Source organism: Rhodococcus aerolatus (assembly GCF_054783215.1).
This window is the reverse complement of the sequence record NZ_BAAGQZ010000005.1, coordinates 110,383-134,861: the sequence shown is the minus strand read 5'-3', so window position 1 is coordinate 134,861 and position 24,479 is coordinate 110,383. Positions and strand designations below refer to the sequence as shown.

27 protein-coding genes are annotated in these 24,479 nt (G+C 75.6%); 12 read left to right on the top strand and 15 right to left on the bottom strand.

Features of this window, described 5'->3' with window-relative positions; genetic code table 11:
- Positions 1 to 57: 57 nt before the first annotated feature.
- From ACYVOF_RS04030 to ACYVOF_RS03975, 12 genes are all read right to left on the bottom strand, one after another.
- Positions 58 to 621, bottom strand: a complete 564-nt coding sequence (locus ACYVOF_RS04030; protein WP_460864225.1) for a GNAT family N-acetyltransferase — start codon at positions 619 to 621, stop codon at positions 58 to 60.
- A gap of 3 nt (positions 622 to 624) precedes the next feature.
- On the bottom strand, positions 625 to 1,659 hold the full coding sequence (locus ACYVOF_RS04025) for a glycosyltransferase (protein WP_460864224.1): 1,035 nt from the start codon (positions 1,657 to 1,659) through the stop codon (positions 625 to 627).
- A gap of 4 nt (positions 1,660 to 1,663) precedes the next feature.
- Positions 1,664 to 3,448 (bottom strand): acetyl/propionyl/methylcrotonyl-CoA carboxylase subunit alpha, encoded by a 1,785-nt coding sequence (locus tag ACYVOF_RS04020; RefSeq protein ID WP_460864223.1) that lies wholly within the window; start codon positions 3,446 to 3,448, stop codon positions 1,664 to 1,666.
- Between the two features lie 113 nt (positions 3,449 to 3,561).
- The gene (locus ACYVOF_RS04015; protein WP_460864222.1) at positions 3,562 to 4,551 is read right to left on the bottom strand and encodes an NADPH:quinone oxidoreductase family protein; all 990 of its coding nucleotides are present in this window, start codon (positions 4,549 to 4,551) and stop codon (positions 3,562 to 3,564) included.
- Positions 4,552 to 4,584: 33 nt separating this feature from the next.
- On the bottom strand, positions 4,585 to 5,010 hold the full coding sequence (locus ACYVOF_RS04010) for a SufE family protein (RefSeq protein WP_460864221.1): 426 nt from the start codon (positions 5,008 to 5,010) through the stop codon (positions 4,585 to 4,587).
- Entirely contained in the window at positions 5,007 to 5,915 is a 909-nt protein-coding gene (locus ACYVOF_RS04005) for a sulfurtransferase (RefSeq protein WP_460864220.1), read from the bottom strand. The genes ACYVOF_RS04010 and ACYVOF_RS04005 overlap by 4 nt, the downstream gene beginning before the upstream one ends.
- A 92-nt stretch (positions 5,916 to 6,007) precedes the next feature.
- Positions 6,008 to 7,312, bottom strand: coding sequence for a dicarboxylate/amino acid:cation symporter (locus tag ACYVOF_RS04000; protein ID WP_460864219.1), 1,305 nt, complete (start codon positions 7,310 to 7,312; stop codon positions 6,008 to 6,010).
- 167 nt (positions 7,313 to 7,479) lie between these two features.
- The gene (locus tag ACYVOF_RS03995) at positions 7,480 to 8,100 is read right to left on the bottom strand and encodes a Maf family protein (protein WP_460864299.1); all 621 of its coding nucleotides are present in this window, start codon (positions 8,098 to 8,100) and stop codon (positions 7,480 to 7,482) included.
- A complete protein-coding gene (locus tag ACYVOF_RS03990) occupies positions 8,097 to 8,339 on the bottom strand; it encodes an acyl-CoA carboxylase subunit epsilon (RefSeq protein WP_460864218.1) in 243 nt (80 codons plus the stop codon). Before ACYVOF_RS03990 ends, ACYVOF_RS03995 begins: the two co-directional genes overlap by 4 nt.
- Positions 8,340 to 8,407: 68 nt before the next feature.
- A complete protein-coding gene (locus ACYVOF_RS03985) occupies positions 8,408 to 10,063 on the bottom strand; it encodes an acyl-CoA carboxylase subunit beta (protein WP_460864217.1) in 1,656 nt (551 codons plus the stop codon).
- A gap of 42 nt (positions 10,064 to 10,105) precedes the next feature.
- Positions 10,106 to 10,384, bottom strand: coding sequence for a hypothetical protein (locus ACYVOF_RS03980; RefSeq protein WP_460864216.1), 279 nt, complete (start codon positions 10,382 to 10,384; stop codon positions 10,106 to 10,108).
- A gap of 4 nt (positions 10,385 to 10,388) precedes the next feature.
- Complete coding sequence (locus ACYVOF_RS03975; RefSeq protein ID WP_460864215.1) at positions 10,389 to 11,963, bottom strand: acyl-CoA carboxylase subunit beta; 1,575 nt, start codon at positions 11,961 to 11,963, stop codon at positions 10,389 to 10,391.
- Between the two features lie 73 nt (positions 11,964 to 12,036).
- Between ACYVOF_RS03975 and ACYVOF_RS03970 the strand changes: the two genes are divergently transcribed.
- The 4 genes from ACYVOF_RS03970 to ACYVOF_RS03955 are packed head-to-tail and all read left to right on the top strand — an operon-like array spanning position 12,037 to position 15,395.
- Entirely contained in the window at positions 12,037 to 12,843 is an 807-nt protein-coding gene (locus ACYVOF_RS03970; RefSeq protein ID WP_460864214.1) for a biotin--[acetyl-CoA-carboxylase] ligase, read from the top strand.
- A gap of 36 nt (positions 12,844 to 12,879) precedes the next feature.
- Positions 12,880 to 13,377, top strand: a complete 498-nt coding sequence (locus ACYVOF_RS03965; RefSeq protein WP_460864213.1) for a PH domain-containing protein — start codon at positions 12,880 to 12,882, stop codon at positions 13,375 to 13,377.
- A gap of 9 nt (positions 13,378 to 13,386) precedes the next feature.
- A complete protein-coding gene (locus ACYVOF_RS03960; RefSeq protein WP_460864212.1) occupies positions 13,387 to 14,070 on the top strand; it encodes a response regulator transcription factor in 684 nt (227 codons plus the stop codon).
- Between the two features lie 8 nt (positions 14,071 to 14,078).
- On the top strand, positions 14,079 to 15,395 hold the full coding sequence (locus tag ACYVOF_RS03955) for a sensor histidine kinase (protein WP_460864211.1): 1,317 nt from the start codon (positions 14,079 to 14,081) through the stop codon (positions 15,393 to 15,395).
- Between the two features lie 9 nt (positions 15,396 to 15,404).
- On the opposite strand, the gene ACYVOF_RS03950 is transcribed toward ACYVOF_RS03955, so the two are convergent.
- Positions 15,405 to 15,998, bottom strand: a complete 594-nt coding sequence (locus ACYVOF_RS03950) for a GtrA family protein (RefSeq protein WP_460864210.1) — start codon at positions 15,996 to 15,998, stop codon at positions 15,405 to 15,407.
- Between the two features lie 129 nt (positions 15,999 to 16,127).
- Here ACYVOF_RS03950 and ACYVOF_RS03945 point away from each other — a divergent pair, with 129 nt between their 5' ends.
- The 8 genes from ACYVOF_RS03945 (at position 16,128) to ACYVOF_RS03910 (ending at position 23,051) form a co-directional block, all read left to right on the top strand.
- Positions 16,128 to 17,273 carry a 5-(carboxyamino)imidazole ribonucleotide synthase gene (locus ACYVOF_RS03945; RefSeq protein WP_460864298.1) on the top strand — a complete coding sequence of 382 codons (1,146 nt, stop codon included), beginning with the start codon at positions 16,128 to 16,130 and terminating at the stop codon, positions 17,271 to 17,273.
- Positions 17,266 to 17,790: a 5-(carboxyamino)imidazole ribonucleotide mutase gene (purE, locus tag ACYVOF_RS03940; RefSeq protein WP_460864209.1), complete on the top strand. Its 525-nt coding sequence runs from the start codon at positions 17,266 to 17,268 to the stop codon at positions 17,788 to 17,790. Before ACYVOF_RS03945 ends, purE begins: the two co-directional genes overlap by 8 nt.
- 96 nt (positions 17,791 to 17,886) lie before the next feature.
- Entirely contained in the window at positions 17,887 to 19,059 is a 1,173-nt protein-coding gene (locus ACYVOF_RS03935) for an acyl-CoA dehydrogenase family protein (protein WP_460864208.1), read from the top strand.
- 76 nt (positions 19,060 to 19,135) lie between these two features.
- Positions 19,136 to 19,642 (top strand): VOC family protein, encoded by a 507-nt coding sequence (locus ACYVOF_RS03930; protein ID WP_460864207.1) that lies wholly within the window; start codon positions 19,136 to 19,138, stop codon positions 19,640 to 19,642.
- Positions 19,643 to 19,717: 75 nt separating this feature from the next.
- A complete protein-coding gene (locus ACYVOF_RS03925) occupies positions 19,718 to 20,317 on the top strand; it encodes a hypothetical protein (RefSeq protein WP_460864206.1) in 600 nt (199 codons plus the stop codon).
- Between the two features lie 31 nt (positions 20,318 to 20,348).
- Complete coding sequence (gene cbiE, locus ACYVOF_RS03920) at positions 20,349 to 21,554, top strand: precorrin-6y C5,15-methyltransferase (decarboxylating) subunit CbiE (RefSeq protein ID WP_460864205.1); 1,206 nt, start codon at positions 20,349 to 20,351, stop codon at positions 21,552 to 21,554.
- A gap of 13 nt (positions 21,555 to 21,567) precedes the next feature.
- Positions 21,568 to 22,308, top strand: a complete 741-nt coding sequence (gene cobM, locus ACYVOF_RS03915) for a precorrin-4 C(11)-methyltransferase (RefSeq protein WP_460864204.1) — start codon at positions 21,568 to 21,570, stop codon at positions 22,306 to 22,308.
- On the top strand, positions 22,305 to 23,051 hold the full coding sequence (locus tag ACYVOF_RS03910; RefSeq protein ID WP_460864203.1) for a cobalt-precorrin-6A reductase: 747 nt from the start codon (positions 22,305 to 22,307) through the stop codon (positions 23,049 to 23,051). The genes cobM and ACYVOF_RS03910 overlap by 4 nt, the downstream gene beginning before the upstream one ends.
- Positions 23,052 to 23,063: 12 nt before the next feature.
- On the opposite strand, the gene ACYVOF_RS03905 is transcribed toward ACYVOF_RS03910, so the two are convergent.
- The gene (locus ACYVOF_RS03905; protein ID WP_460864202.1) at positions 23,064 to 23,531 is read right to left on the bottom strand and encodes a hypothetical protein; all 468 of its coding nucleotides are present in this window, start codon (positions 23,529 to 23,531) and stop codon (positions 23,064 to 23,066) included.
- A 123-nt stretch (positions 23,532 to 23,654) separates the two neighbouring features.
- Complete coding sequence (locus ACYVOF_RS03900) at positions 23,655 to 24,479, bottom strand: siderophore-interacting protein (protein WP_460864201.1); 825 nt, start codon at positions 24,477 to 24,479, stop codon at positions 23,655 to 23,657.

Genomic DNA, 24,479 nt, shown 5'->3' with positions numbered 1-24,479 from the left:
CCCGCACCTAGCGGGCTTCCTGCGCCCGCGCCCATCCGGGTGCGCGCAGGAAGCCCGCTAGATGCGGTCCGGGGGAGGGTCGGTGGCGAGGCGGACGAGGACGACGGGGTCGCCCCCGTCGGTCGCCGTGCCCGCGTCACTGCCGTTGGGCCGGAACCCCAGGCGGGCGGCGAGGGCGGCCGAGGCCGGGGCCTCCTGGCCGTGGCGCCACTCGACGCGGTGCAGCCCCAGCCCGCCGATCGCCGCGTCCGCGAAGGCCAGGCGCAGCACGGCTCCCACCGCGGTGGTGGCGATGCCCCGGCCCCGGTGCGCCGGGGTGGTCGAGCAGGCGAGCTCGGCGCGGTGCTCGGCCGGGCGTACGTCGAGCAGCGCCACCTCGGCGAGCATCTCCCCGGTGCTGGGCTCGCACACCGCCCACGCGTACCCGGTGTCCGTCGCCCAGCCCCGGGCGCTCGCGGCCACCCGCGCACCGGCGGTCGGCAGGTCGACCACCCCGTCGAGTGCGGGCCCGGTGCCGGGGTCCTGCGCCATCGCCAGCAGGGCGGGGCGGTCGTCGACCCGCTCGTCGGCCCGCAGCGCCCGCAGGTACCACGTGCCCGCGTTGATCTCGACCGGCTCCACGGCTCAGCCCCGCACCACGCCGTGCAGCGCCGGGGCGAGGGCGGCCGCGACCGCCTCGGGGCCCAGGTGCGCGTCGTGGTGCTCCCGGGAGCGCTGCCCCGAGGCCGCGGCGACGGCCGGGTCGGCCAGCTCGTCGAGCGCGGCAGCCAGCGCGGCGACGTCGCCGACGGGCACCGTGGCCTGCCCCGGCGGCAGGTACTCGGGCAGGCCGCCCGCCGCCGTCACCACCGCCGTGGTCCCGCACTGCATCGAGGTCACCTGCACGCCGCTCTGCGTCGCCGACCGGTACGCCACCACCGACGCCTTGGCCCGGGCGAGCAGGGGGACCGCCTCGGCGAACTGGAACCGCTCCCGGCGCCAGCGGCAGCGCGCGGGCAGCGTCAGCGACCCCTCGGTGCCGTCACCGACGACGAGCAGCTCGTCACCCCGGTAGCCCGGCCCGTCGACGTGGCGCTGCCACGCGGCGAGGGTGGTGGGCAGGTCCTTGTAGGGGTTGATCCGGCCCAGCGCGACCACGTCGCGACGGTCCCGGGCACCGACCAGCGGCGGCACCAGGGCGGCGGGCGCCTCGGAGGGCAGCGGCACGGTCACCACCGGGGCGGACCACCGGCCCCGGGCGTGCGCGGCCACGTGCTCGCTGAACGTGACCAGCAGGTCGGCCCGCCGGGTGGCCACCCCGAACACCAGGCGGTGCTGCAGCGCGCGGCGCTCCGTCGCGTCGTGCGGGGCGTCGTCGTGCACCAGCGTGGCCACCGGGGCCAGCGCCAGCAGCGGCACCAGCCGGGGGTCGGTGAACTCCTCGGCCAGCACCACGTCGGGCCGGAACGCCCGCGCGGCGCGCAGCACCCGCACCCCGTCGGCCCACGCCCGCGGCGAGCGGGGCGAGCCGGTCAGCTCCACCTCGTCGGCGCGGGCGTCGGCGTGCTCGTGGTGCAACGGCGTGCTGACCACGAGCGTGGTGCACCCGGCCGCGCGCAGCGCCCCGGCCAGGGCACGGGCGAGCGGGCGGTTCCAGGGCGCGACCAGCAGGACGCGCACGCGGTCAGCTGATCTCGCAGATCACGGTGCACTGGGTGACGGCGGCCCCCGGCTCCACGGTGAGGCCGCTGACGGTGCCGTCCTTGTGCGCGGTGACGGGGTTCTCCATCTTCATGGCCTCGAGCACAGCCACGAGGTCGCCCGCGGCGACGGTGTCCCCGTCCGCGACGGCCACCTTGACCACGGTGCCCTGCATCGGGGCGGTCACCGAGTCACCCGAGGCGGCGGCGGCGCCACCCCCGGCGCGCTTGCGGGCCTTGGCCTTCTTGGCCGGCGCAGCCCCGCCGCCCCCGCCGAGGGCGAGGTCACCGGGCAGCGACACCTCGAGCCGGCGCCCGCCGACCTCGACGACCACGGTCTGCCGCGGCGCGTCCTCCTCGGCCTCCGGGTCCCCGGCGCCGACGAAGGGCTCGACCGTGTTGTCCCACTCGGTCTCGATCCAGCGGGTGTGGACGCTGAAGCCGTCCTCGTCGCCGATGAACGCCGGGTCGCTGACCACGAGGCGGTGGAAGGGCACGACGGTGGCCATGCCCTCGACCACGAGCTCGGCCAGCGCGCGGCGGGAGCGCTCCAGGGCCTGGGTGCGGTCCTCACCGGTGACGATGAGCTTGCCCAGCATCGAGTCGAACTGCCCGCCGATGACGCTGCCGGACTCGACGCCGGAGTCCATCCGCACGCCGGGGCCCTGCGGGGAGACGAACCGGGTGACGGTGCCGGGGGCGGGCAGGAAGCCGCGGCCCGCGTCCTCGCCGTTGAGCCGGAACTCGAAGGAGTGCCCGCGCGGCGTGGGGTCCTCGGTGATGTCCAGCGGCTTGCCCTCGGCGATCTGGAACTGCGCCCGCACCAGGTCGATCCCGGAGGTCTCCTCGGTGACGGGGTGCTCCACCTGCAGCCGGGTGTTGACCTCGAGGAACGAGACGAGCCCGTCCTGCCCGACGAGGTACTCCACGGTGCCGGCGCCGTAGTAGCCGGCCTCCTTGCAGATGGCCTTGGCGCTGGAGTGGATCTGCTCGCGCTGCTCGGTGGTCAGCCAGGGCGCCGGGGCCTCCTCGACGAGCTTCTGGAAGCGGCGCTGCAGCGAGCAGTCCCGGGTGCCGGCGACGACGACGTTGCCGTGCTGGTCGGCGATGACCTGGGCCTCGACGTGGCGGGGCTTGTCGAGGTAGCGCTCCACGAAGCACTCGCCGCGGCCGAAGGCGGCGACGGCCTCACGGGTCGCGGAGTCGAACAGCTCCGGGATCTCCTCGCGGGTGCGGGCGACCTTCATCCCGCGGCCGCCACCGCCGAAGGCCGCCTTGATGGCGATGGGCAGGCCGTGCTCGTCGGCGAAGGCGAGGATCTCGTCGGCGTCCTTGACGGGCTCCGACGTGCCGGGCACCGAGGGCGCCTTCGCGCGGGTGGCGATGTGGCGCGCGGTGACCTTGTCGCCCAGGTCGCGGATGGCCTGCGGCGGCGGGCCGATCCAGATCAGGTCGGCGTCGATGACGGCCTGGGCGAAGTCGGCGTTCTCGGAGAGGAAGCCGTAGCCGGGGTGCACGGCGTCCGCCCCGGACTGCCGGGCCGCGTCGACGAGCTTGGCGATGTCGAGGTAGGACTCGGCCGAGGTCTGCCCGCCCAGGGCGAACGCCTCGTCGGCCAGGCGCACGTGGGGCGCGTCGGCGTCGGGCTCGGCGTAGACGGCGACGCTGGCGATCCCGGCGTCGGCGCAGGCCCGCACCACCCGCACGGCGATCTCGCCGCGGTTGGCGACGAGCACCTTGGTGATGGTCGCTGTTCCCTCGCTCGACACTGGGCCTCCTCCTACCTGTGCGGGCGCTCGGGTCCGAGGCCGCTGTCCTCGGCGGAGTCTAGGCAGCCCGTCGCAGGACGTGACGCAGCACCCGCCGTCCTCCCCGCGACGGGCTACCGCAGGCCGAGCACGACCTTGCCCAGCGCCCGGCGCTGCTCCAGCGACGCGATGGCCGCGGCCGCGTCCTCGAGGGGGTGCACCACGGGCTCCGGGGCGGTGACGCGGCCGTCGGCCAGCATCGGCGCCAGCCGGTCCCACTGCTCCACGACGTAGCCGGGGTGGGTCATGAACCACGCGCCCCAGCCGGCGCCGCGGACGTCGACGTTGCCCAGCAGCAGCCGGTTGACCTTGACGGTGGGGATGTCGCCGCCGGTGAAGCCGACCACCATGACGCGGCCCGACGGGGACAGCGAGCGGAGCGAGTCGGTGAAGCGGTCCCCGCCGACGGGGTCGACCACGACGTCGACGCCGCGGCCGCCGGTGAGCTCCTTGACCCGGGCGAGCCAGCCGGTGCCGTCCTCGGCCTCGGTGAGCACCACGTCGTCGGCGCCCGCGGCGCGCGCGGTGGCCTCCTTCTCCGGCGTGCTGACCACGGCGATGACCCGCCCGGCCCCCATCGGCCGCGCCAGCCGCAGCGCGGACGTCCCGATGCCGCCGGCGGCGCCGTGCACCAGCACGGTCTCGCCCTCCTGCAGCGCGGCGCGCTCGCGGAGCACGAACTCCACCGTGAGGTCGTTGAACAGCAGGCCGGCCCCGGCCGTCATCGACACGGCCTCGGGCAGCGGGAAGGTGAGGTCCTCGGGCAGGGCCACGACCTCGGCCATGCCCCCGGCCAGGCCGGTCAGCCCGACGACGCGGTCGCCGGCGGAGAAGCGGGAGCCGTCGGGGGCGCTGCGCACCACGCCGGCGACCTCGCTGCCCGGGGTGAAGGGCAGCTCGGGCTTGTACTGGTAGAGCCCACGGGTGAGCAGCGCGTCCGGGAACGCCACCCCGGCGGCGTGGACGTCGACGAGCACCTGGCCGTCCTCGGCGGTCGGCTCCTCCACCTCCGCCACCGTGACGTGCTCGGGTCCGTCCAGGCTGGTCACTCGCACTGCGCGCATGGGTCCATCGTGGCGCAGCCCACAGCGCCGCGGTCAGGCGGGGGCGGGCTCGCGCAGCCGACGCTTGATCCGGGTGAGCATGGCGGCCATGCCGCGCAGCCGCAGCGGGCTCACCGCGTCGGCCAGACCCAGGTCGGCGTAGAAGTCCTCCGGCACGTCGAGCACGGTCTGCGCCGACTCGCCGTCGAGGCCCTGGGCCAGGATCGAGGCGAACCCACGGGTCGTCGGCGCCTCGGCGGGGGCGGAGAAGTACAGCCGCACGGCGTCGCGGTCGGTGGCGTCGACGGAGAGGAACAGCGGCGACTGGCACTCCGGCACCGGCTCCATCGCGCCCTCCTCCAGCTCGGCGGGCAGCGGCGGGAGCTCGTCGGAGAACTCGAGCAGCATGGCCAGCTTGTCGGGGCCCTCGACGGACGCGAAGTCGTCGACGATCTCGGCCAGCCGGGGCGGCACGCTCACCGCGACACCCCCGGCGCCGACCCGGGCTCACTGCCGGTGGCGATGGGCACGCGCACCGCGTTGCCCCACTCGGTCCAGGAGCCGTCGTAGTTCTTCACGCTGGTGTGCCCGAGCAGGTGGGTGAGCACGAACCAGGTGTGGCTGGAGCGCTCGCCGATGCGGCAGTAGGCGATGACGTCGCCGCCCTCGGTCAGGCCGGCCTCGTCGTGGTAGATGGCGGCGAGCTCGGTGCGCGACCTGAACCGGCCGTCCTCGGCCGCCGCCCGGGCCCACGGCACGCTCGCGGCGGTGGGGATGTGCCCGCCGCGCAGCGCGCCCTCCTCCGGGTAGTCGGGCATGTGGGTGCGCTCGCCGGTGTACTCGGCGGGGGAGCGGACGTCGATCAGCGGGACGGTGCCGATCGCGGCCTCCACGTCGCCGCGGAAGGCGCGGATCGGGTCGTCGTCGCGCTCGACGGTCGGGTACTCCCCCGGGGTGGGGGTGGGCACCTCGCGGGTGAGCTCGCGGCCCTCGGCGACCCACGCGGCGCGGCCGCCGTCGAGCAGGCGCACGTCGGCGTGGCCGAACAGGGTGAACACCCACAGCGCGTAGGCGGCCCACCAGTTCGACTTGTCGCCGTAGATGACCACGGTGTCGTCACGGCTGATGCCCTTGGCCGCCATGAGCCGGGCGAACCCGGCACCGTCGACGTAGTCGCGGGTGACGGGGTCGTTGAGCTCGGTGTGCCAGTCGACCTTGACCGAGCCGGGCACGTGGCCGGTGTCGTAGAGCAGCACGTCCTCGTCGGACTCGACGACGACGAGGCCGTCGTCGTGCAGATGCTCGGCGAGCCAGTCGGTCGACACCAGCCGCTCGGGGTGGGCGTAGTCGGCGAACGCGGGGTTCTGCTCGGGCGCGACGGGCACGGTGCGGTCCTCTCAGACTTCGGAGCGGCGGACGTCTCGGGTGGACGACCGGCCCCACCGTGCCACAGCACGGCGGGGCCGGTCGGGTGGGCTCAGGCGGGGACGGCGGTCCGGGCCGGCGGGGTGACGGGCGCGCTGACGCCGTCGCGGACGGGGGCGTCGAAGACGTCGGTGTCCAGCGTGCCCTCGCTGCGGCTGACCAGCACGGGGACCACCATCTGCCCGGCGACGTTGGTCGCGGTGCGCATCATGTCCAGGATCGGGTCGATGGCGATGAGCAGGCCGACGCCGGCCAGCGGCAGGCCCAGGGTCGACAGGGTGAGGGTCAGCATGACGATGGCCCCGGTCAGCCCGGCGGTCGCGGCGGAGCCGACCACGGAGACGAACGCGATGAGCACGTAGTCGGTCCAGTCCAGCGGCACCCCGAACACCCCGGCCACCGTGATCGCGGCCAGCGCCGGGTAGACGGCGGCGCAGCCGTCCATCTTCGTGGTCGCACCCAGCGGCACCGCGAAGGACGCGTAGTCGCGCGGGACGCCGAGGTTCTCGATGGTCACCTGCTGGGTCAGCGGCATGGTGCCCACGGAGCTGCGGGAGACGAAGGCGAGCTGGATGGCGGGCCACGCGCCGCGGAAGAACTGCACCGGGCTCAGGCCGGCCACGAACCGCACCAGCACCGGGTAGACGACGAGCAGCACCAGCAGGCAGCCGATGTAGACCGCGGCGGCGAAGGTGGCCAGGGGGCGCAGCAGGTCGAAGCCGTAGGTGGCCACGGCGCGGCCGATCAGCCCGGCGGTGCCGAGCGGGGCGAGCCGGATGACCCACCACAGCGCCTTCTGCACGATGGCCAGCAGGGAGCGGCTCAGCGCCAGGAACGGCTCGGCGGGCTCGCCGACGGCGAACGCCGCGGCCCCGACGACGATGGCCAGGAACAGCACGCCGAGGACGTTGCCGTCGGCGAAGGCGCCGACCGGGTTGGTGGGGATGACCTGGCCGAGGAAGTCGGTCCAGCCGCCGGTGGTCTTCGGTTGGTAGCTCGCGTCCGGGGTCAGGGTGAGGCCCTGCCCGGGGTGGGTGAGCAGGCCGATGCCGATGCCGATGAGCACGGCGACCAGCGAGGTGGCCATGAACCAGCCCAGGGTCTTGGCCGTCAGCCGCAGCACCCCGCCGACGCCGCGGAGGTTGGCGATGCTGACCACGATGGCGGTGAACACCAGCGGGGTGACCGCGAGGGTCAGCAGGGTGACGAAGGTGGAGCCGACGGTGCTGAGCACCGAGGTCAGCCAGGCGGCGTCGGTGGCCCGGGCGACGAGCCCGAGGACGAGGCCGACGACCAGGGCGAGCAGCACCTGGGCGGAGAAGGAGACCCTCTTGAGAGGGGCGAGCAGGGAGGACACGGGAGCTCCAGGGGACGGGCGGGGTCGAGCGGGCCGGGGCGGGACCGCTCAGACCGCGCCGGTGCGACCCAGGTCGACGGTCCGTCGCCGGGTCAGCTCGCTTCCTCCGATGCCCACGGGCGGGTCAACACCCGGTCAGGTCCGTCCTGTTCCCCCTGCGTGGGAGGTCACGACCAGAGGTCGATGACGCTGGTGCCCACCTCGGTGAGCAGCCGGCGCAGCAGCGGCAGGCTGATGCCGACCACGCTCGACGGGTCGCCGTCGATGCCCTCGACGAACCAGCCGCCGAGGCCGTCGAGGGTGAAGGCCCCCGCCACCTCGAGCGGCTCGCCCGTGGCCAGGTACGCCTCGACCTCGGCGTCGGTGGGGGAGGCGAACCGGACCGTCGTGGCCTGCGTCCCGGCGGCCTCGGCGACGACCTCGCCGGCGCGCACCCGCAGCACGCAGTGCCCGGTGAGCAGGTCCCCGGACCGGCCGGCCATGGCGCGCCAGCGCTCCCGGGCCACCTCGACGGTGTGCGGCTTGCCGAGCACGGCGTCGCCGAGGTGCAGCATCGAGTCGCACCCGACGACCACGGCGTCGTCCAGCCGGTGGGCCGCGGCGACGTCCACCGCCTTGGCGCGGGCGAGCGCGGCGACCAGCGCGGCCGGGGTGACCTCGCCCAGGGCGGCGGTCAGCGCGTCCTCGTCGATCCCGGAGACGTGCACGGTGGGCTCGACCCCGGCCGCCCGCAGCACCGCCAGGCGGGCCGGGGAGGCCGAGGCCAGGACCAGCGCGGTGGGGCTCAGACCGGCAGGCCCGAGCGCAGCCAGGCCCCGGGGCCCGGGCGGTCGACGAAGCGGCCGCGGACCAGCGAGTCCGGCCGGCCCCACGCCTCGGGCGGCGCGGCCGGGGCCTCGCCACCGCCGCCGGAGGCCAGCGCGGCGACGACGGCCGTCAGCGCGGCGAGCTCGTGGTCGTCGGGGTTGCCCCGGACCACCCGCAGCAACGGCCGCACGGGAGCGGTCCCGGTCTCGGTCCCGGTCACGTCCTGCTCCTCGCTCACGGCGTCACTCGCTCGCTCCCCGCTCACAGCGTCACCGGCTCGCTCCTCGCTCACAGCGGGATGTTCCCGTGCTTCTTCGGCGGCAGCGTCTGGCGCTTGGACTCCAGCATCGCCAGCGCCCGCGCCACCTGCCCGCGGGTGTGCGACGGCGGGATGACCGCGTCGACGTACCCGCGCTCGGCCGCCACGTAGGGGTTGGCCAGGGTGTCCTCGTACTCCTGCTGCAGCTGTGCGCGCAGGGCCTCGACGTCCTCCCCGGCCTCGCCCGCCTCCTTGAGCCGCCGGCGGTGCACGATGTTCGTCGCCCCCGACGCCCCGACGACGGCGATCTGGGCCGTCGGCCAGGCCAGGTTGATGTCGGCCCCGAGGTGCTTGGAGCCCATCACGTCGTAGGCGCCGCCGTAGGCCTTGCGGGTGATGACGGTGACCAGCGGGACGGTCGCCTCGGCGTAGGCGTAGATGAGCTTGGCGCCGCGGCGGATGATGCCGCTGAACTCCTGCTCGGTGCCGGGCAGGAAGCCGGGGACGTCGACGAAGGTCAGCACCGGCACGTTGAACGCGTCGCAGGTGCGCACGAACCGGGCCGCCTTCTCGCTGGCGTCGATGTCGAGGCAGCCCGCGAACTGGGTGGGCTGGTTGGCCACGACGCCCACCGAGCGGCCGTCGACCCGGCCGTACCCGACGATGATGTTGGTCGCGAACAGCGAGTGGACCTCGAGGAAGTCGCCGTCGTCGAGCACGCGGGAGATGACCTCGTGCATGTCGTAGGGCTGGTTGGCCGAGTCGGGGATGAGCGCGTCGAGCTCGAGGTCGCTCTCGCCCACGTGGTCGGCGATGGCGCCCTCGGTGAGCGCCTCGGCCTCGAGCCGCGGGGCGGTGGAGAGGTTGTTGCTCGGCAGGTAGGACAGCAGGTCCTTGACGTAGTCGAGGGCGTCCTGCTCGTCGGCGCCCATGTAGTGGGCGTTGCCGGAGCGGGTGTTGTGGGTGCGGGCGCCGCCGAGCTCCTCCATGGTGACGTCCTCGCCGGTGACGGTCTTGATCACGTCGGGCCCGGTGATGAACATCTGCGACGTCTGGTCGACCATGACGACGAAGTCGGTGATGGCGGGGGAGTAGACGTGCCCGCCCGCGCAGGCGCCCATGATCAGCGAGATCTGCGGGACGACGCCCGAGGCGTGCACGTTGCGGGTGAAGATCTCGCCGTAGAGGCCGAGCGAGACCACACCCTCCTGGATGCGGGCCCCGGCGCCCTCGTTGATGCCGACCAGGGGCCGGCCGGTGCGGATGGCCAGGTCCATGACCTTGACGATCTTCTCGCCGTAGACCTCGCCGAGGCTGCCGCCGAAGATGGTGGCGTCCTGGCTGAACACGCACACCTCGCGGCCGTCGACCGTGCCGTAGCCGGTGACCACCCCGTCGCCGAAGGGGCGGTTCTTCTCCAGGCCGAACGCGGTGGAGCGGTGCCGGGCCAGCTCGTCGAGCTCGATGAAGGAGCCCTCGTCGAGCAGCGCGTCGATCCGCTCGCGGGCGGTCATCTTGCCCTTGGCGTGCTGCTTCTCCACGGCGCGGGCGGACCCGGCGTGGACGGCCTCGTCGCTGCGGCGGCGCAGCTCGGCCAGCTTGCCCGCGGTGCTGCGCGGGTCCAGCGACCCGACGTCGTCGGGCAGGGCGGACTCCGGCACGGACGGCTCTGTCGCAGCGGTCATGCGCGGCACCCTATCCGGCCGCTCCCACGGGCCCGTGGAGCCCTAGAGCGACTCCCCGACGGGGTGCCACTCGTAGGCGAACCGCAGCCGCTCGGTCAGCGCCGGCCCGGCGGGCTCGAGCACCAGGTAGACCGTGCCGTCCAGCTCGAAGATGACCTCGCTGACCCGCAGCACGTCGTTGCCCGGCGAGGGGACCCCGGGCGGGCCGGGCACGCGGACCCGGTCACCCACCCGCGGCGGGGACGGCCACGCGAGCTGGCCGCGCCACACCAGGATGGCCTCCGGGTGGCGCGGGTCGCCGCACGCCAGCATCACCTGCACGGCGTCAGAGGGGGATGTTGCCGTGGCGGCGGGCCGGGCGCAGGGGCTCCTTGTCCGCCAGCAGCCGCAGCGCCCGGGCCAGGTGGTGCCGCGTCTGCGACGGTGCGATGACCGCGTCGACGTAGCCCCGTTCGGCCGCCACCCACGGGTTGGCCAGGGTCTGCTCGTAGTGCGCCTCGAGGTCGCGCCGCACGGCGCGGACGTCCTCGCCCGCCTCCTTGGCTGCGGCCAGCCGGCGGCGCTCCAGCACGGTGACCGAGCTCGCCGCCCCCATCACCGCGACCTGGGCGGTCGGCCAGGCGAAGACCAGGTCGGCGCGACCGTGCTTGGAGCCCATCACCCCGTAGGCCCCGCCGTAGGCCTTGCGGACGATCACGGTGACCTTGGGGACCTGCGCCTCGATGTAGGCGTAGAGCAGCTTCGCGCCGCGGCGCAGGATGCCGCCGAGCTCCTGCTCCTTGCCCGGCAGGTAGCCGGGGGTGTCGGTGAGGAACACCAGCGGCACGTTGTAGGAGTCGCAGGTGCGCACGAAGCGGGACGCCTTCTCGCTGGCGTCGATGTCGATGGTCCCCGCCAGGTGCATGGGCTGGTTGGCGACGAAGCCGACGGTGGCGCCCTCGATGCGGCCGAACCCGACGATGAGGTTGGGCGCGAAGAGGGCGTGCACCTCGAGGAACTCGTCGTCGTCGACGAGCGTCCGGATGACGGTGTGCATGTCGTAGGGGGTGTCCACCGAGTCGGGCACCAGCGCGTCGAGCGCCTCGTCGGCCAGGGTCGGCTCCGCCGGGACGGGGTCGGCGGCCACGACGGGCGGCTTCTCCAGGTTGTTCGCCGGCAGGTAGCTCAGCAGCGCCTTGACGTAGTCGATCGCGTCGGTCTCGTCGCGGGCCAGGTACTGGGAGTTGCCGCTGACGGTGTTGTGGGTGCGCGCCCCGCCGAGGTCCTCGCTGTTGACGTCCTCCCCGGTGACCGCGCGGATGACCTCCGGACCGGTGACGAACATGTTCGAGGTGCCGTCGACCATGACGACGAAGTCGGTGAGCACCGGGGAGTAGGCGGCGCCGCCCGCGCACGGGCCCATGATGAGGGAGATCTGCGGGATCACCCCGGAGGCGTCGACGTTGCGCACCATGACCTCGCCGAAGGCGGCGATGGAGACGACGCCCTCCTGGATGCGCGCCCCGCCGGAGTCGTTGATGCCGATGACGGGGCAGCCGACCTGCATGGCCGTCTCCATGACCTTGGCGATCTTCGCGCCGAACACCTCGCCCGCGCTGCCGCCCGCCACGGTGAAGTCCTGCGAGTAGACGTAGACCGTGCGGCCGTCGACCGTGCCGTAGCCGCACACCAGGCCGTCGCCGTAGGGGCGCGGCCCGCCGAGGGCCTCCCGGCTGCGGGCGTACTCATCGATCTCGACGAACGAGCCCGGGTCCAGGAGCAGCTCGAGCCGACCCCGCGCGGTGCCCTTGCCCAGCGCCGCCTGGCGCTCCAGCGCCCGGGCCGAGCCGGCGTGGACGGCCTGCTCGTGGCGGGCCCGCAGGTCCGCGAGCTTGCCCGCGGTGGTGTGGAGGTCGGTCATGGCCGCCACGGTAACGGCCCGCACCCCCGGGGTGACCCCGTCTCGGCCCTACCCACGGGTAGCGTTGCGGCGCGTGACCCACCCGGACCGGGCCGCGCCCGACGAGGCCGCGCTGCGGGGTGCGCTGTGCCCGCCGGCCGGGGGGTGGGCCGCGGTCGACGTCGTCGCCACCACCGGGTCGACCAACGCCGACCTGGCCGTCGCCGCCGAGCGCGGTGCCGCCGACCGCACCGTGCTGCTCGCCCACGCCCAGGACGCCGGACGCGGCCGCCGGGAGCGCAGCTGGAGCTCACCGCCCGGCGCCGGCCTGGCCTGCTCGGTGCTGCTGCGCCCGGCCGGCGTGCCCGCCCCGGGCCTGGGCTGGCTGCCGCTGCTGACCGGGCTGGCCGTGGCCGAGGCACTCGCCGGGGACACCGGTCTCGACGTCGGCCTCAAGTGGCCCAACGACGTGCTCGTCGGCGACCGCAAGCTCGCCGGGGTCCTGGCCGAGCTGGTGCCCGGTCCGGCCGTCGTCGTCGGGCTGGGGCTCAACGTCTCGCTGGTCGACGACGAGCTGCCGGTGCCGTGGGCGACGTCGCTGGCCCTGCTGGGGGTGCGGCGCAGCGTGGCGGAGGTGGCCGTGGCCGTGCTGGGCCGGCTCGACACCCTGGAGCGGCGGTGGCGCGGCGCCGGGGGCGACGTCGTCGGCACGGGCCTGGCGCAGGCCTACCGCGGGCGCTGCACCACGCTGGGCCGCGAGGTCCGGGTGGAGCTCGCCGCCGGGGAGCTGGTGGGCCGGGCCGAGGACGTCGACGCCGACGGCCGGCTGCTGGTGCGGACCGGGGCGGGGGTGCTGACCCCGGTGCTCGCCGGCGACGTCACCCACCTGCGGCCCGCCTGAGCGCCCACCCCCGCCGGAGCCCCTACCGTGGTCGCCGTGGCCTACCCCGAGGACACGCTGGGTGCCGACGAGCAGGTGCTCGTCCACCGGCACCCGCACTGGAGCGCGCTGCTCGCCCCGGTGCTGGTGCTGCTCGTCGTCGCGGCCGCCGTGGGGTTCGTCGCCGCGGCCTGCCGCGGGCTGAGCTGGCGGCGCGAGGCGTGGTCGCTGCTCGGGCTGGCCGCGCTGGCCCTGCTCGCGCGCTTCACCGTCTGGCCCGCGCTGCGCTGGGGCAGCACCCACCTGGTGGTCACCGAGGACCGGGTGCTGGTGCGGGAGGGCCTGGTGCGCCGCGCCGGGCTGGCGATCCCGGTGGACCGCATCACCGGGGTCCGCTACCGCCACGGCCTGCTCGACCGGCTGCTCGGCACCGGCACCCTCGTCGTCGAGGCCTGGGGCGCACCCCCGGTCGAGCTGGACCGCGTGCCCCGCGTGGCGGCCGTGCACGCCGAGCTCTACCACCGCTCCGGCTCGGCCGACCGGCCCCCGCCGTAAGGTGGCCGCGTGACCCAGGTCTTGCTGGCCGAGGACGACGAGGCCATCGCCGCACCCCTGTCCCGTGCGCTGCAGCGCGAGGGCTACGAGGTCGAGGTGGTCGACGACGGGCCCACGGCCCTGAGCCGTGCCGTGGCCGGCTCGTTCGACCTGCTCGTGCTCGACCTGGGCCTGCCCGGCATGGACGGCCTCGAGGTGTGCCGGCGCGTCCGCGCCGAGCGCGCCGAGCTGGCCGTGCTCATGCTCACCGCGCGCACCGACGAGGTCGACTTCGTCGTCGGGCTCGACGCGGGCGCGGACGACTACGTGGGCAAGCCCTTCCGGCTCGCCGAGCTCATGGCCCGGGTGCGGGCGCTGCTGCGCCGCAGCAACCCGGCCGTCGACGACGTGCTCGACGTCGCCGGGGTGCGCCTGGAGCACGGTGCCCGCCGGGTCGAGGTGGACGGCCACGAGGTGGGGCTGGCCAACAAGGAGTACGAGCTGCTCAAGCTGCTGCTCGAGCACGCCGGCCAGGTCGTCACCCGCGAGCAGATCCTCACCGAGGTGTGGGGCGACCGGACGCTGCGCGGGTCGAAGACCCTCGACATGCACATGTCCTGGCTGCGCCGCAAGATCGGCGGCGCGGCGGGCGAGGACCTCGACCGGCGCATCGCCACCGTCCGCGGCGTCGGGTTCCGCTTCAACACCGCCTAGGTCCCGGGGTGCGCCGTCGCGTCCTGCTCTCCGTGCTGCTCGTCGTGGCGCTGACGGCCCTGCTGCTCGGGGCCCCGCTGGTGCTGGCCACCTGGCGGCTGGTGGAGGACATCACCCGGGCCGACGCCGTCAGCAGCCTCGAGCGGGTGGTCTCGGAGGTGGAGCTGCAGGAGCTGCCCGACGGCCGGCTCCCCGGCGCCCTCGACACCGGTCGTCTCGCCCTGGCCATCCCGGCCGGGTCGGAGCTGGTGGTCACCCTGGCCACCGAGGGCGGCGGGCAGCGGGTGCTCGTCGTCGGGCCGCAGGTCGTGTCCTCGCTGGAGGAGAGCCTGCCGCTGGGGCAGGGCGGCTCCGTGCGACTGGTGGTCTCCGACGAGGCGATGCGCACCCGCCAGCTGCAGGCCACCGCCATCGTCGGGCTGGTCATGGCCCTCTCGGTGCTGGGCGGGGCGGCCGTGGCCGTGGCGACCGCCCGCCGGCTGGCCGTGCCGCTGCAGGAGGTGGCCGACCGCGCCGCCCGGCTCGGGGCCGGGGACTTCCGCCCGGAGCCGCGCCGCTACGGGGTGGCCGAGCTCGACCGGGTCTCCGAGGTGCTCGACTCCTCCGCCGTGGAGCTCGCGGCCCTGGTGCAGCGCGAGCGGGAGATGGTGGGCGACGTCTCCCACCAGCTGCGCAGCCGGCTCACCGCGGTGCGGCTGCGGCTCGACGAGCTCTCCGACCACCCCGACCCCGACGTGGTGGAGGAGGCCACCGCGGCCCTGGACCAGGTGGACCGGCTGACCTCGGTGGTGGGCGACGTGCTGGCCGCCTCGCGGGAGGAGCGGGGGGCCGGGCGGGCCCCGGTGGACGTGGCCGCCGAGCTGGCCCCCGTCGTCGCGGACTGGCGGCCGACCCTGGCCGCGGTCGGGCGTGAGCTGGTGCTCGAGGCCGAGCCCGGCCGGCGCGCCCGGGTGGCGCCGGCCCGGCTGCGCGAGGCGGTGGGGGTGCTGGTGGAGAACGCCGCCCAGCACGGCGGCGGCCCGGTCACCGTCCGGGTGCGCGGCGTCGCCGCCCGCGGTGGGCGGGCCGAGCACGAGGACCGCGTCGTCGTCGAGGTGCAGGACGAGGGCCCCGGCATCCCCGACGAGCTGGTGCCCCACGTCTTCGAGCGCGGCTTCTCCGGGGGCAGCTCGACCGGGGTGGGGCTGGCGCTGGCCCGGGCGCTGGTGGAGACCGACGGCGGGCGCCTCGAGCTGCGCCGGGCGCGGCCCCCGCTGTTCACGCTGTACCTGACCGGTGCCGACGCCGGGGTGCCCCGGACGGTCGGGGTGCGCGAGCCCCGGTAGGGCGCCCGGTCAGCTGTGCCCGAGCTCCGGGTCGTCGGTGACGGCGGTGCTGGTGGCGGCCGTGCCGGCGGCGTCGGCCGGCGCCGGGTTGACCGCGGCGGCCAGCTCCTCGCCGTCGGTGAAGTCCTGGGGGAAGACGAACCGGCGGAAGGCCCACCAGCGGAACGCCGTCGCCAGCAGCGTGCCGACGAGCTGGGCGGAGACGAAGTCGGCGATGTTCTCGGTCAGCGGGGACACGTCGGGCACCCGCAGGTCGAACACGTAGCTCGACACCCACAGCGGGGCGGAGTTGATGGCCAGCCCGATGCCGCTGACCAGGAAGAACAGGAACGCCTCGTGGTGGGTCTCCCGGCCGCCCCGGCTGCGGAACGACCACTCCCGGTTGAGGACGTAGTTCAGGATCGTGGCCACGAGGACGGCGACGACCTTGGCCGTCACCGGCTTGGAGGACAGCACCGACGACTTCAGGGCGAAGAACACGGCCGTGTCGACGACGAACGTGGTGCCGCCGACCATGAGGAACTTGATGACCTCCCGGTTGGCCACCGCCCGGTCCCTCAGGGGCTCGGGCACCCGGGCCAGCACGGCGTCGACGGCAGTCACCGGCGCGAGTGTAGGGGAGCCCGCGGGCAGCACCGGTGCCTGCCGCGGGGGCCCGCTCTGGGAGAGTGGGCCCCCGTGAGCCCCTCGCCCCCCGTCGTCGCCGTGGTCGGCGGCGGCCAGCTCGCCCGCATGACCCACCGCGCCGCGATCGACCTGGGCCTGACGCTGCGGGTGCTGGCCGCCGGGGAGCAGGACCCGGCCGCGCAGGTCACCCCCGACGTCGTCGTCGGCAGCCACACCGACCTCGACGCGCTGCGACGCGTGGCCGCGGGCGCCACGGTGCTGACCTTCGACCACGAGCACGTCCCGCAGGAGCACCTCGCGGCCCTCGTCGGCGCGGGCGTCACCGTGCACCCGCCGCCCACCGCCCTGCACCACGCGCAGGACAAGCTGGTGATGCGCCGCCGCCTGGCCGACCTGGGGGCGCCGGTGCCGCACTTCGCGGAGGTGACCTCGACCGCCGACGTCCACGCCTTCGGCGCCGAGCACGGCTGGCCCTGCGTGCTCAAGGCCGTGCGCGGGGGCTACGACGGCCGCGGGGTGTGGGTGCTCGACGAGGCCGGCGCCGACGCGGTGGTCACGGCCCAGCTCGAGGCGGGCACGCCGCTCATGGTCGAGCAGCGCGTCGACTTCGCCCGGGAGCTGGCCGCCGTGGTCGCCCGCTCGCCGTTCGGCCAGGGGGCCGCCTGGCCGGTGGTGCAGACCGTGCAGCAGGACGGGATCTGCGCGCTGGTGCTGGCCCCGGCCCCCGGGCTCGACCCCGACCTGGCCGAGACCGCCGAGCAGCTGGCCCTGCGCCTGGCCGGGGAGCTCGGCGTGGTCGGCGTGCTGGCCGTGGAGCTGTTCGAGACCCGTGACGGCGGTCTCGTGGTCAACGAGCTGGCCATGCGGCCGCACAACTCCGGGCACTGGTCGATCGAGGGCGCGCGGACCAGCCAGTTCGAGCAGCACCTGCGCGCCGTCCTGGACTACCCGCTGGGTGACACCACCCCCACCGCACCGGTCGTCGTCATGGCGAACGTGCTGGGGGCGGCCGACCCGGTGGCGATGAGCCTCGACGAGCGCGCCCACCACCTCTTCGCCCGGATGCCGGCGGCCAAGCTGCACCTCTACGGCAAGTCCGAGCGGCCGGGCCGCAAGATCGGCCACGTGACCGTGCTCGGGGACGACGTGGCCGCGGTGGGCGAGCAGGCGCAGCGGGCGGCGCGGTGGATGTCGCACGCCGAGTGGAGCGACGGGTGGGACCCGCACGGCGGAGGGCAGCACGATGGCTGAGGACGTGGTGGCCGGCACGGGGCCGCAGGTCAGCGTGATCATGGGCAGCGACTCCGACTGGCCGGTCATGCAGGCCGCCGCGGAGGCGCTGGCCGAGTTCGAGGTGCGCTTCGAGGTCGGCGTCGTCAGCGCGCACCGCACGCCGCAGCGCATGCTCGACCACGCCCGCGACGCCGCCGGGCGCGGCATCCGCGTCGTCGTCGCCGGGGCCGGGGGAGCCGCGCACCTGCCCGGGATGGTGGCCGCGGCCACGCCGCTGCCCGTGATCGGGGTGCCGGTGCCGCTGCGCCACCTCGACGGGATGGACTCGCTGCTGTCGATCGTGCAGATGCCCGCCGGCGTGCCGGTGGCCACGGTGTCCGTCGGCGGGGCGCGCAACGCGGGGCTGCTGGCCGTGCGCATACTCGCGGCCTCGGACCCGGCGCTGCTCGAGCGCATGGTCGCCTTCCAGGCCGCGCTCGAGGCGTCGGTGCTGGCCAAGGACGAGGCGCTGCGCCGCACCCTGCTGGGGGAGTGACCCCGGCGGGGCGGACGTAGTATCGGGGTCAGACGTTATCGAGCGCTAACCGCGCTCGAGGCAGCACCGGACCCCACCCGCCCAGGAGGCACCACCGTGGCCACGCAGACCGGCAACCCCGACTTCGACCTCTACCGCCTCGCCGAGGAGCACGACGGCCTGCGCGAGGCCGTCCGCTCCCTCGCCGAGAAGGAGATCCTGCCGTTCGCGGCCGAGGTCGACGAGCAGGAGCGCTACCCCGAGGAGGCGCAGAAGTCGCTCACCGCGGCCGGCTTCCACGCCGTGCACGTGCCCGAGCGGTTCGGCGGCGAGGGCGCGGACTCCGTCGCGGCGTGCATCGTCATCGAGGAGGTCGCGCGGGTGTGCGGCTCGTCCTCGCTGATCCCCGCGGTGAACAAGCTCGGCACGATGGGCCTCATCCTGGCCGGCAGCGAGGAGCTGCAGGCCGAGGTGCTGCCGTCGGTGGCCAGCGGGGCGTCGATGGCCTCCTACGCGCTCAGCGAGCGGGAGGCGGGCTCGGACGCCGCCTCGATGCGCACCCGGGCCAAGGCCGACGGGGACGACTGGGTGCTCGACGGCACCAAGGCGTGGATCACCAACGCGGGCGTCTCCGACTGGTACACCGTCATGGCCGTGACCGACCCCGACAAGAAGGCCAACGGCATCTCCGCGTTCATGGTCCACAAGGACGACGAGGGCATCTCCTTCGGCGCCAAGGAGCGCAAGCTCGGCATCAAGGGCAGCCCGACGCGCGAGGTCTACCTCGAGCACTGCCGCGTCCCCGGGTCGCGGATGATCGGCGAGCCCGGCACCGGCTTCAAGACCGCGCTGCAGACCCTCGACCACACCCGCCCCACCATCGGGGCGCAGGCCGTGGGCATCGCGCAGGGCGCGCTCGACGCGGCCGTCGCCTACACCAAGGACCGCAAGCAGTTCGGCCGCGCCACCAGCGACTTCCAGGGCGTGCAGTTCATGCTCGCCGACATGGCCATGAAGATCGAGGCCGCCCGCCACATGGTCTACGTCTCCGCCGCGCGCGCCGAGCGGGGCGAGAAGAACCTGGGCTTCATCTCCTCGGCCGCGAAGTGCTTCGCCGCGGACGTCGCCATGGAGGTCACGACCGACGCGGTGCAGCTGTTCGGCGGCGCCGGCTACACCCGCGACTTCCCGGTCGAGCGGATGATGCGCGACGCCAAGATCACCCAGATCTACGAGGGCACGAACCAGGTGCAGCGGGTGGTCATGTCCCGCGCGCTGCTCAAGGGCTGACCTCCCGGCGGCGCCGGTGGTTGAGATGTAAACTACCGGTGCCGCCGCAGCCGCGGGCGGCACGACAGGAGATGCCATGCCCGCCGCCCGCACGCCCGACCCCGCCACCCTCGCCGCGACCCGCGCGGAGATCCGCGACCGCCACCTCGTGGCGCCCGCGGACAGGCCGGCCTCGACCGCGCGGGGCCTGCACCACACGGCCCTGGTGTCCAGCGACGTCGAGGCGACCGTCCGCTTCTACCAGGGCGTGCTCGGGTTCCCGCTGACCGAGCTCATCGAGAACCGGGACTACCCCGGCTCCTCGCACTTCTTCTTCGACATCGGCAACCAGAACCTGCTCGCCTTCTTCGACTTCCCCGGGCTCGACGTGGGCCCCTACGCCGAGGTGCTCGGCGGGCTGCACCACGTCGCCATCAGCGTCGAGCCCACCCGGTGGCGCGCGCTGCGGGCGGCGCTGGAGGAGGCCGGGGTGGAGGTCGTCGAGCACAGCGGGGTGTCGCTGTACTTCCGCGACCCCGACGGCGCGCGCATCGAGCTCATCGCCGACCCGCTCGGCGAGATGTACGGCGAGCACGTCCTCTGACCGACCCCCGTTCACCCCGCGGGGTGACGCTCGGAGACGATCCGGCGTCCACTGCGTGACAGCGGCGTTCTGCACGTGACGAACGCCTCCCCGCGGGCCACACTGGGCCCCACCCCCCGCTGCGCGGCCACCGACGTCCGCCGTCGTGGCACCCCGTTCCAGGAAGGCTCCACCGTGCCCGACCCCGCCCCGACCGCGTCCCGGACCCGACGCGCCCCCGTCCGCACCGCCACGCCCCGCACCGCGGCCGTCCGCGCCTCGCTCTCCCCCCTCGGCTCGCCGCGGGCGAACGCCGTGCTGGCCGAGCTGGCCGCGCGCGGTGCCGCCGTGCCGGCCCCCGTCCTGGACCGCGACGCCACGGTGGTCGGCGTGCTCGTCTCGCTGCACGACGTGGGGTGCGGGCGCGCCGTGGCCGGCGGGGTCTACACCGTCCGCGACGACGCCACCGTCGAGGTCGTCGGGCCCTGGTCCACCGAGCCCGTGCACCGCGGGCTGGCCCGGCGGGTGCTCTGGGAGCTCGAGGCGGAGGCGCGTCGACGCGGCTTCACCCAGGCCGTCGCTCCTGCCGGGGTCGCCGGCGAGCAGGCCGAGGCGCTGCGCGCCGGGGGCTACACCGCGGACGTCACCGACGTCGACGGCGCGGCCGGCCACGGCAAGCAGCTGACCCGCCCCTGACCCACCCGCGCACCCGGGGCACGATGGCCCGGTGCGCGTGTCGGTGGTGGGGGTCGGGGCCGACGGCTGGGACGGCCTCGCCGGGTCCGCCCGCGCGGCCGTCACCGCCGCCGACGTGCTCCTGGGCAGCCCCCGCCAGCTCGACCTCGTGCCCGAGGACGTCCCCGCGGAGCGGGTGCGCTGGCCGGTGCCGCTGCTGCCGGCCCTGCCGGGGTTGCTGGCAGCACGGGAGACGCGCCGGCTCTGCGTCCTCGCGAGCGGGGACCCCATGTTCCACGGCATCGGCGCCACGCTGGCCGGCCTGCTCGGCCCCGACGCCCTCGACGTCCACCCGCACCCGTCGTCGGCCTCGCTGGCCTGCGCCCGGCTGGGGTGGGCGCTGCACCGCACCCCCGTGGTGAGCCTGCTCGAGGCCCCGGTGACGGACGTGCTGGCCCACGTCGGCGACGGCGCCCGCCTGCTCCTGCTGAGCCGGGACGCCACCACCCCGGCCGCGGTCGCCGCGGTGCTCGACGCCGCCGGGTGGGGGCCGAGCGCGGTGACCGTGCTCGCCCAGCTCGGCGGGCCGGGCGAGCAGCGCGTGACCGGGCGGGCTGCGGGCTGGGACCAGCCACCGGGCGACCCGCTCAACGTCGTCGCCGTCGAGTGCGTCCCCGCGGCCGGTACCCCGGTGCACCCCGTCACCCCCGGGCTGCCCGACGAGGCCTACGACAACGACGGGCAGCTGACCAAGCACGAGGTGCGGGCGGTGACCGTGGCAGCGCTGGGGCCGCGGCCGGGCGAGCTGCTGTGGGACGTCGGCGCCGGCGCGGGCAGCGTCGCCGTCGAGTGGGCGCGGGCGCACCCGGACTGCCGGGCCGTCGCCGTCGAGCAGCACGAGGCGCGGGCCGCCGCCGTCGCCCGCAACACCACCGCCCTCGGGGCGACGCGGGTGCGCGTGGTCCACGGCGCCGCCCCGGAGGCGTTGGCGGGCCTGCCCGCACCGGACGCGGTGTTCGTCGGGGGCGGGGTCACGGGGGACGGTGTGCTCGAGGCCTGCCTGGCGGCGCTGCGACCGGGCGGGCGCCTGGTGGCCACCGCCGTGACGGTCGAGTCCGAGGCCGTGCTGGCTGCGGCGCACGCCCGCCTCGGCGGCACGCTGACCCGGTTGCAGGTGAGCCGGGCCGTGCCCGTCGGCGGCTTCACCGGGTGGCGTCCCGCCATGCCGGTCACGCAGTGGAGGGTGGTCGTGTCGTGACGGGGGACGTGGCGTGAAGGTGCACTTCGTGGGCGCGGGCCCGGGTGCTGCGGACCTGATGACGTTGCGCGGGCGCGCGGTCGTCGAGGCGAGCCCCGTGTGCCTCTACGCCGGGAGCCTGGTGCCCCCGGAGGTGCTGCAGTGGTGCCCGCCCGGCGCCCGGGTCGTCGACACCGCGGGCATGACGCTCGACGAGATCCTCGCCGAGGTGCTGGCGGCGCGGGACCGCGACGTCGACGTCGCCCGGCTGCACTCCGGGGACCCGTCGGTGTTCTCCGCCGTCGCCGAGCAGGTGCGCCGGCTGCGGGCCGCCGGGGTCGAGTACGACATCACCCCCGGGGTGCCCGCCTTCGCCGCGGCCGCCGCCGCGCTGGGCCGCGAGCTGACCGTGCCCGAGGTGGGTCAGTCGGTGCTGCTCACCCGCATCTCCGCCCGCGCCACCGCCATGCCGCCGGGGGAGGACCTGCCCACGCTGGCCCGGGCCGGGGTGACCCTGGTGCTGCACCTCGCGGTCCAGGCGGTCGAGCAGGTGGTGGCGGACCTGCTGCCGCACTACGGGTCCGACTGCCCCGTCGCCGTCGTGGCCCGCGCCAGCCGGCCCGACGAGGTGGTCCTGCGCGGCACGCTCGCCGACATCGCGGCGACGGTGCTCGACGCCGGCGTGCGGCGCACCGCGGTCATCGTGGTGGGACGGGTCCTGGCCGCCGACGGCTTCCCCGACAGCCACCTCTACTCCAGCGCCCGCGCCCGGTGAGCCGCGTCCTCCTGCTCGGGGGGACCGCTGAGGCCCGGACCCTGGCGGCCGCGCTCGACGGGCGCGCCGAGGTGGTGACGTCGCTGGCCGGGCGGGTCGCCGACCCGGTGCTGCCGGCGGGGGAGGTGCGGGTGGGCGGGTTCGGGGGGACGGCCGGGCTGGTCCGCTGGCTCCGGGAGCGGCCTGTCGGGGCCGTGGTCGACGCCACCCATCCCTTCGCCGCGACCATGACCGAGCACGCCGTCGCCGCCGCGCTGCAGGTCGGGGTGCCGCTGCTGCGGCTGAGCCGGGCACCGTGGGCCCCGGTCGCCGGGGACCGGTGGCACGACGCGCTCTCGCTCGTTGCGGCGTCCGAGGTGGCGGCAGGCTTGGGGGGCCGGCTGCTGCTCACCACCGGCCGGCGCAGCCTCGGCGCGTTCCTCGGCGTCCCGGGCCGGTGGGTGCTGCTGCGCTCGGTCGACCCGCCCGACGGCCCCGTGCCCGCCGACGTCGAGGTGCTGCTGGACCGGGGGCCGTTCACCGTGGCCGGGGAGCGCGAGCTGATGCGGTCCCGGCGGGTCGAGGTGGTGGTGACGAAGAACAGCGGGGGCGCGATGACGGCGGCCAAGCTGGTCGCCGCCCGCGAGCTCGGGCTGCCGGTGGTCGTGGTGCAGCGGCCCTCCGCGAGCGGGGCGGTGCCGACGGCCGAGGTGTCGACGGTCGAGGCCGCGCTGGACTGGCTGGCAGGACGCGGCCTGGCCTGAGCCGGGCCCGGGTCAGGCGGTGGCGGCCGGGTCCTCGCCGGCCGCGGCGGGCCGGCCGGTGACACCGCCGGACGCCACGGGCCGGGCGGTGACCCCGGCGGCCGCGGGTGCGGCCGGGACGGGGTGGCCCCCGGAGGGTGCCGCGGGGTGGGTGGTGCCGCGGTTCTGCCCGTCCGCGGTGGCCAGGGCCTCGGCGGGGTCGGCGGCCGTGGCCTCGTCGGCGGCCGTGCCGTCGGCCGCGTCGGGGTCGGTCCCGGCCGGCTCCTCCGGGCCCGCGGCCTGCTGCTCGGCGACGCGCTCGGCCTCGGCCCGGCGGGCGGCCTCCTGCATCTCGAACGCGTCGGAGAACCAGTCGCCGACCTCGTGGGTGACGTCGCGGACGGCGTCGGTGAGGATGGTGGCGATGCGGCCGGCCCGGGTGGCGGCCGACGCGGTGAGCTCCTGGACCACGTCCTTGCGGATCTCGAACCTGCTCAGCACGGGGCCTCCTGCGACGTCGACGGGGCGTGGTGCGACGGTAGCGGGCCCCGGGCCGCCCGAGCAGCCCGGATGTCACGTTCGTCACCCGGTGCGCGGCAGGTGGGGTCCGGGCGGGGACGACCGTCACGCCGGGTCGATCGGCCCGTCGGTGCGCCAGTAGCCCATGAACATGACCCGGTCGGCGGGCATGCCGCGCCCGGTGACGAGGTCCCGGCGGACGTGCTGGACGGTCGTGGTGTCCGCGCACACCCACGCGTAGCCCGGCCCCCCGGGCAGCGTCGTGGCCGCGACCGCCGCGCGCAGCGCCCGGCCGGGCTCGCCGGTCCCCGTGTGCAGCCACGTCAGCCGCGCCCCGGGCGGCACCACGAGGTCCAGCTCGTCGTCGGCGCCCGGGACCTCCACCAGTGCCACCAGCGGACCCGGGGTGGCCTGCTCGAGGATCGCCGCGGCGGCGGGCAGCGCGGTGTGGTCGGCCACCACGAGCTGCCACGCCGCGTCGGGCGGGCACTCGTGCTCGGCGTACGGGCCGTAGAGCGCCACCTCGTCGCCCGGGGCTGCCCGGCAGGCCCACGCCGAGCCCGGGCCGCTGTCCCCGTGCAGCACCACGTCCAGGTCGACCTCGGCGTCGTGGGGCCGGGACCGCCGGACGGTGTACGTCCGCAGGACGGGCCGCTCCTCGGGGGCCGTGGCCTGCCACGCCTCGTACCAGCGGGCCGACCCGTCGAGGGGCGGCAGCCCGCGGCCGGGCCGGGGCAGCAGCAGCTTCGCCCGCTGGTCGGGACCGTCGTCGACGAAGCCCGCCAGGCTGGGCCCCGTCAGGGTGATCCGCGCGAGGTGCCGACTCAGGCGCTGCACCCGGGCCACGCGGGCCCGGTGCATCCCCATCGCGACGTGCTCGCTGCGCGCGGCTCGGCTGCGGGGTGCGGTCCGGGTCGTGGCGCGGGGCAT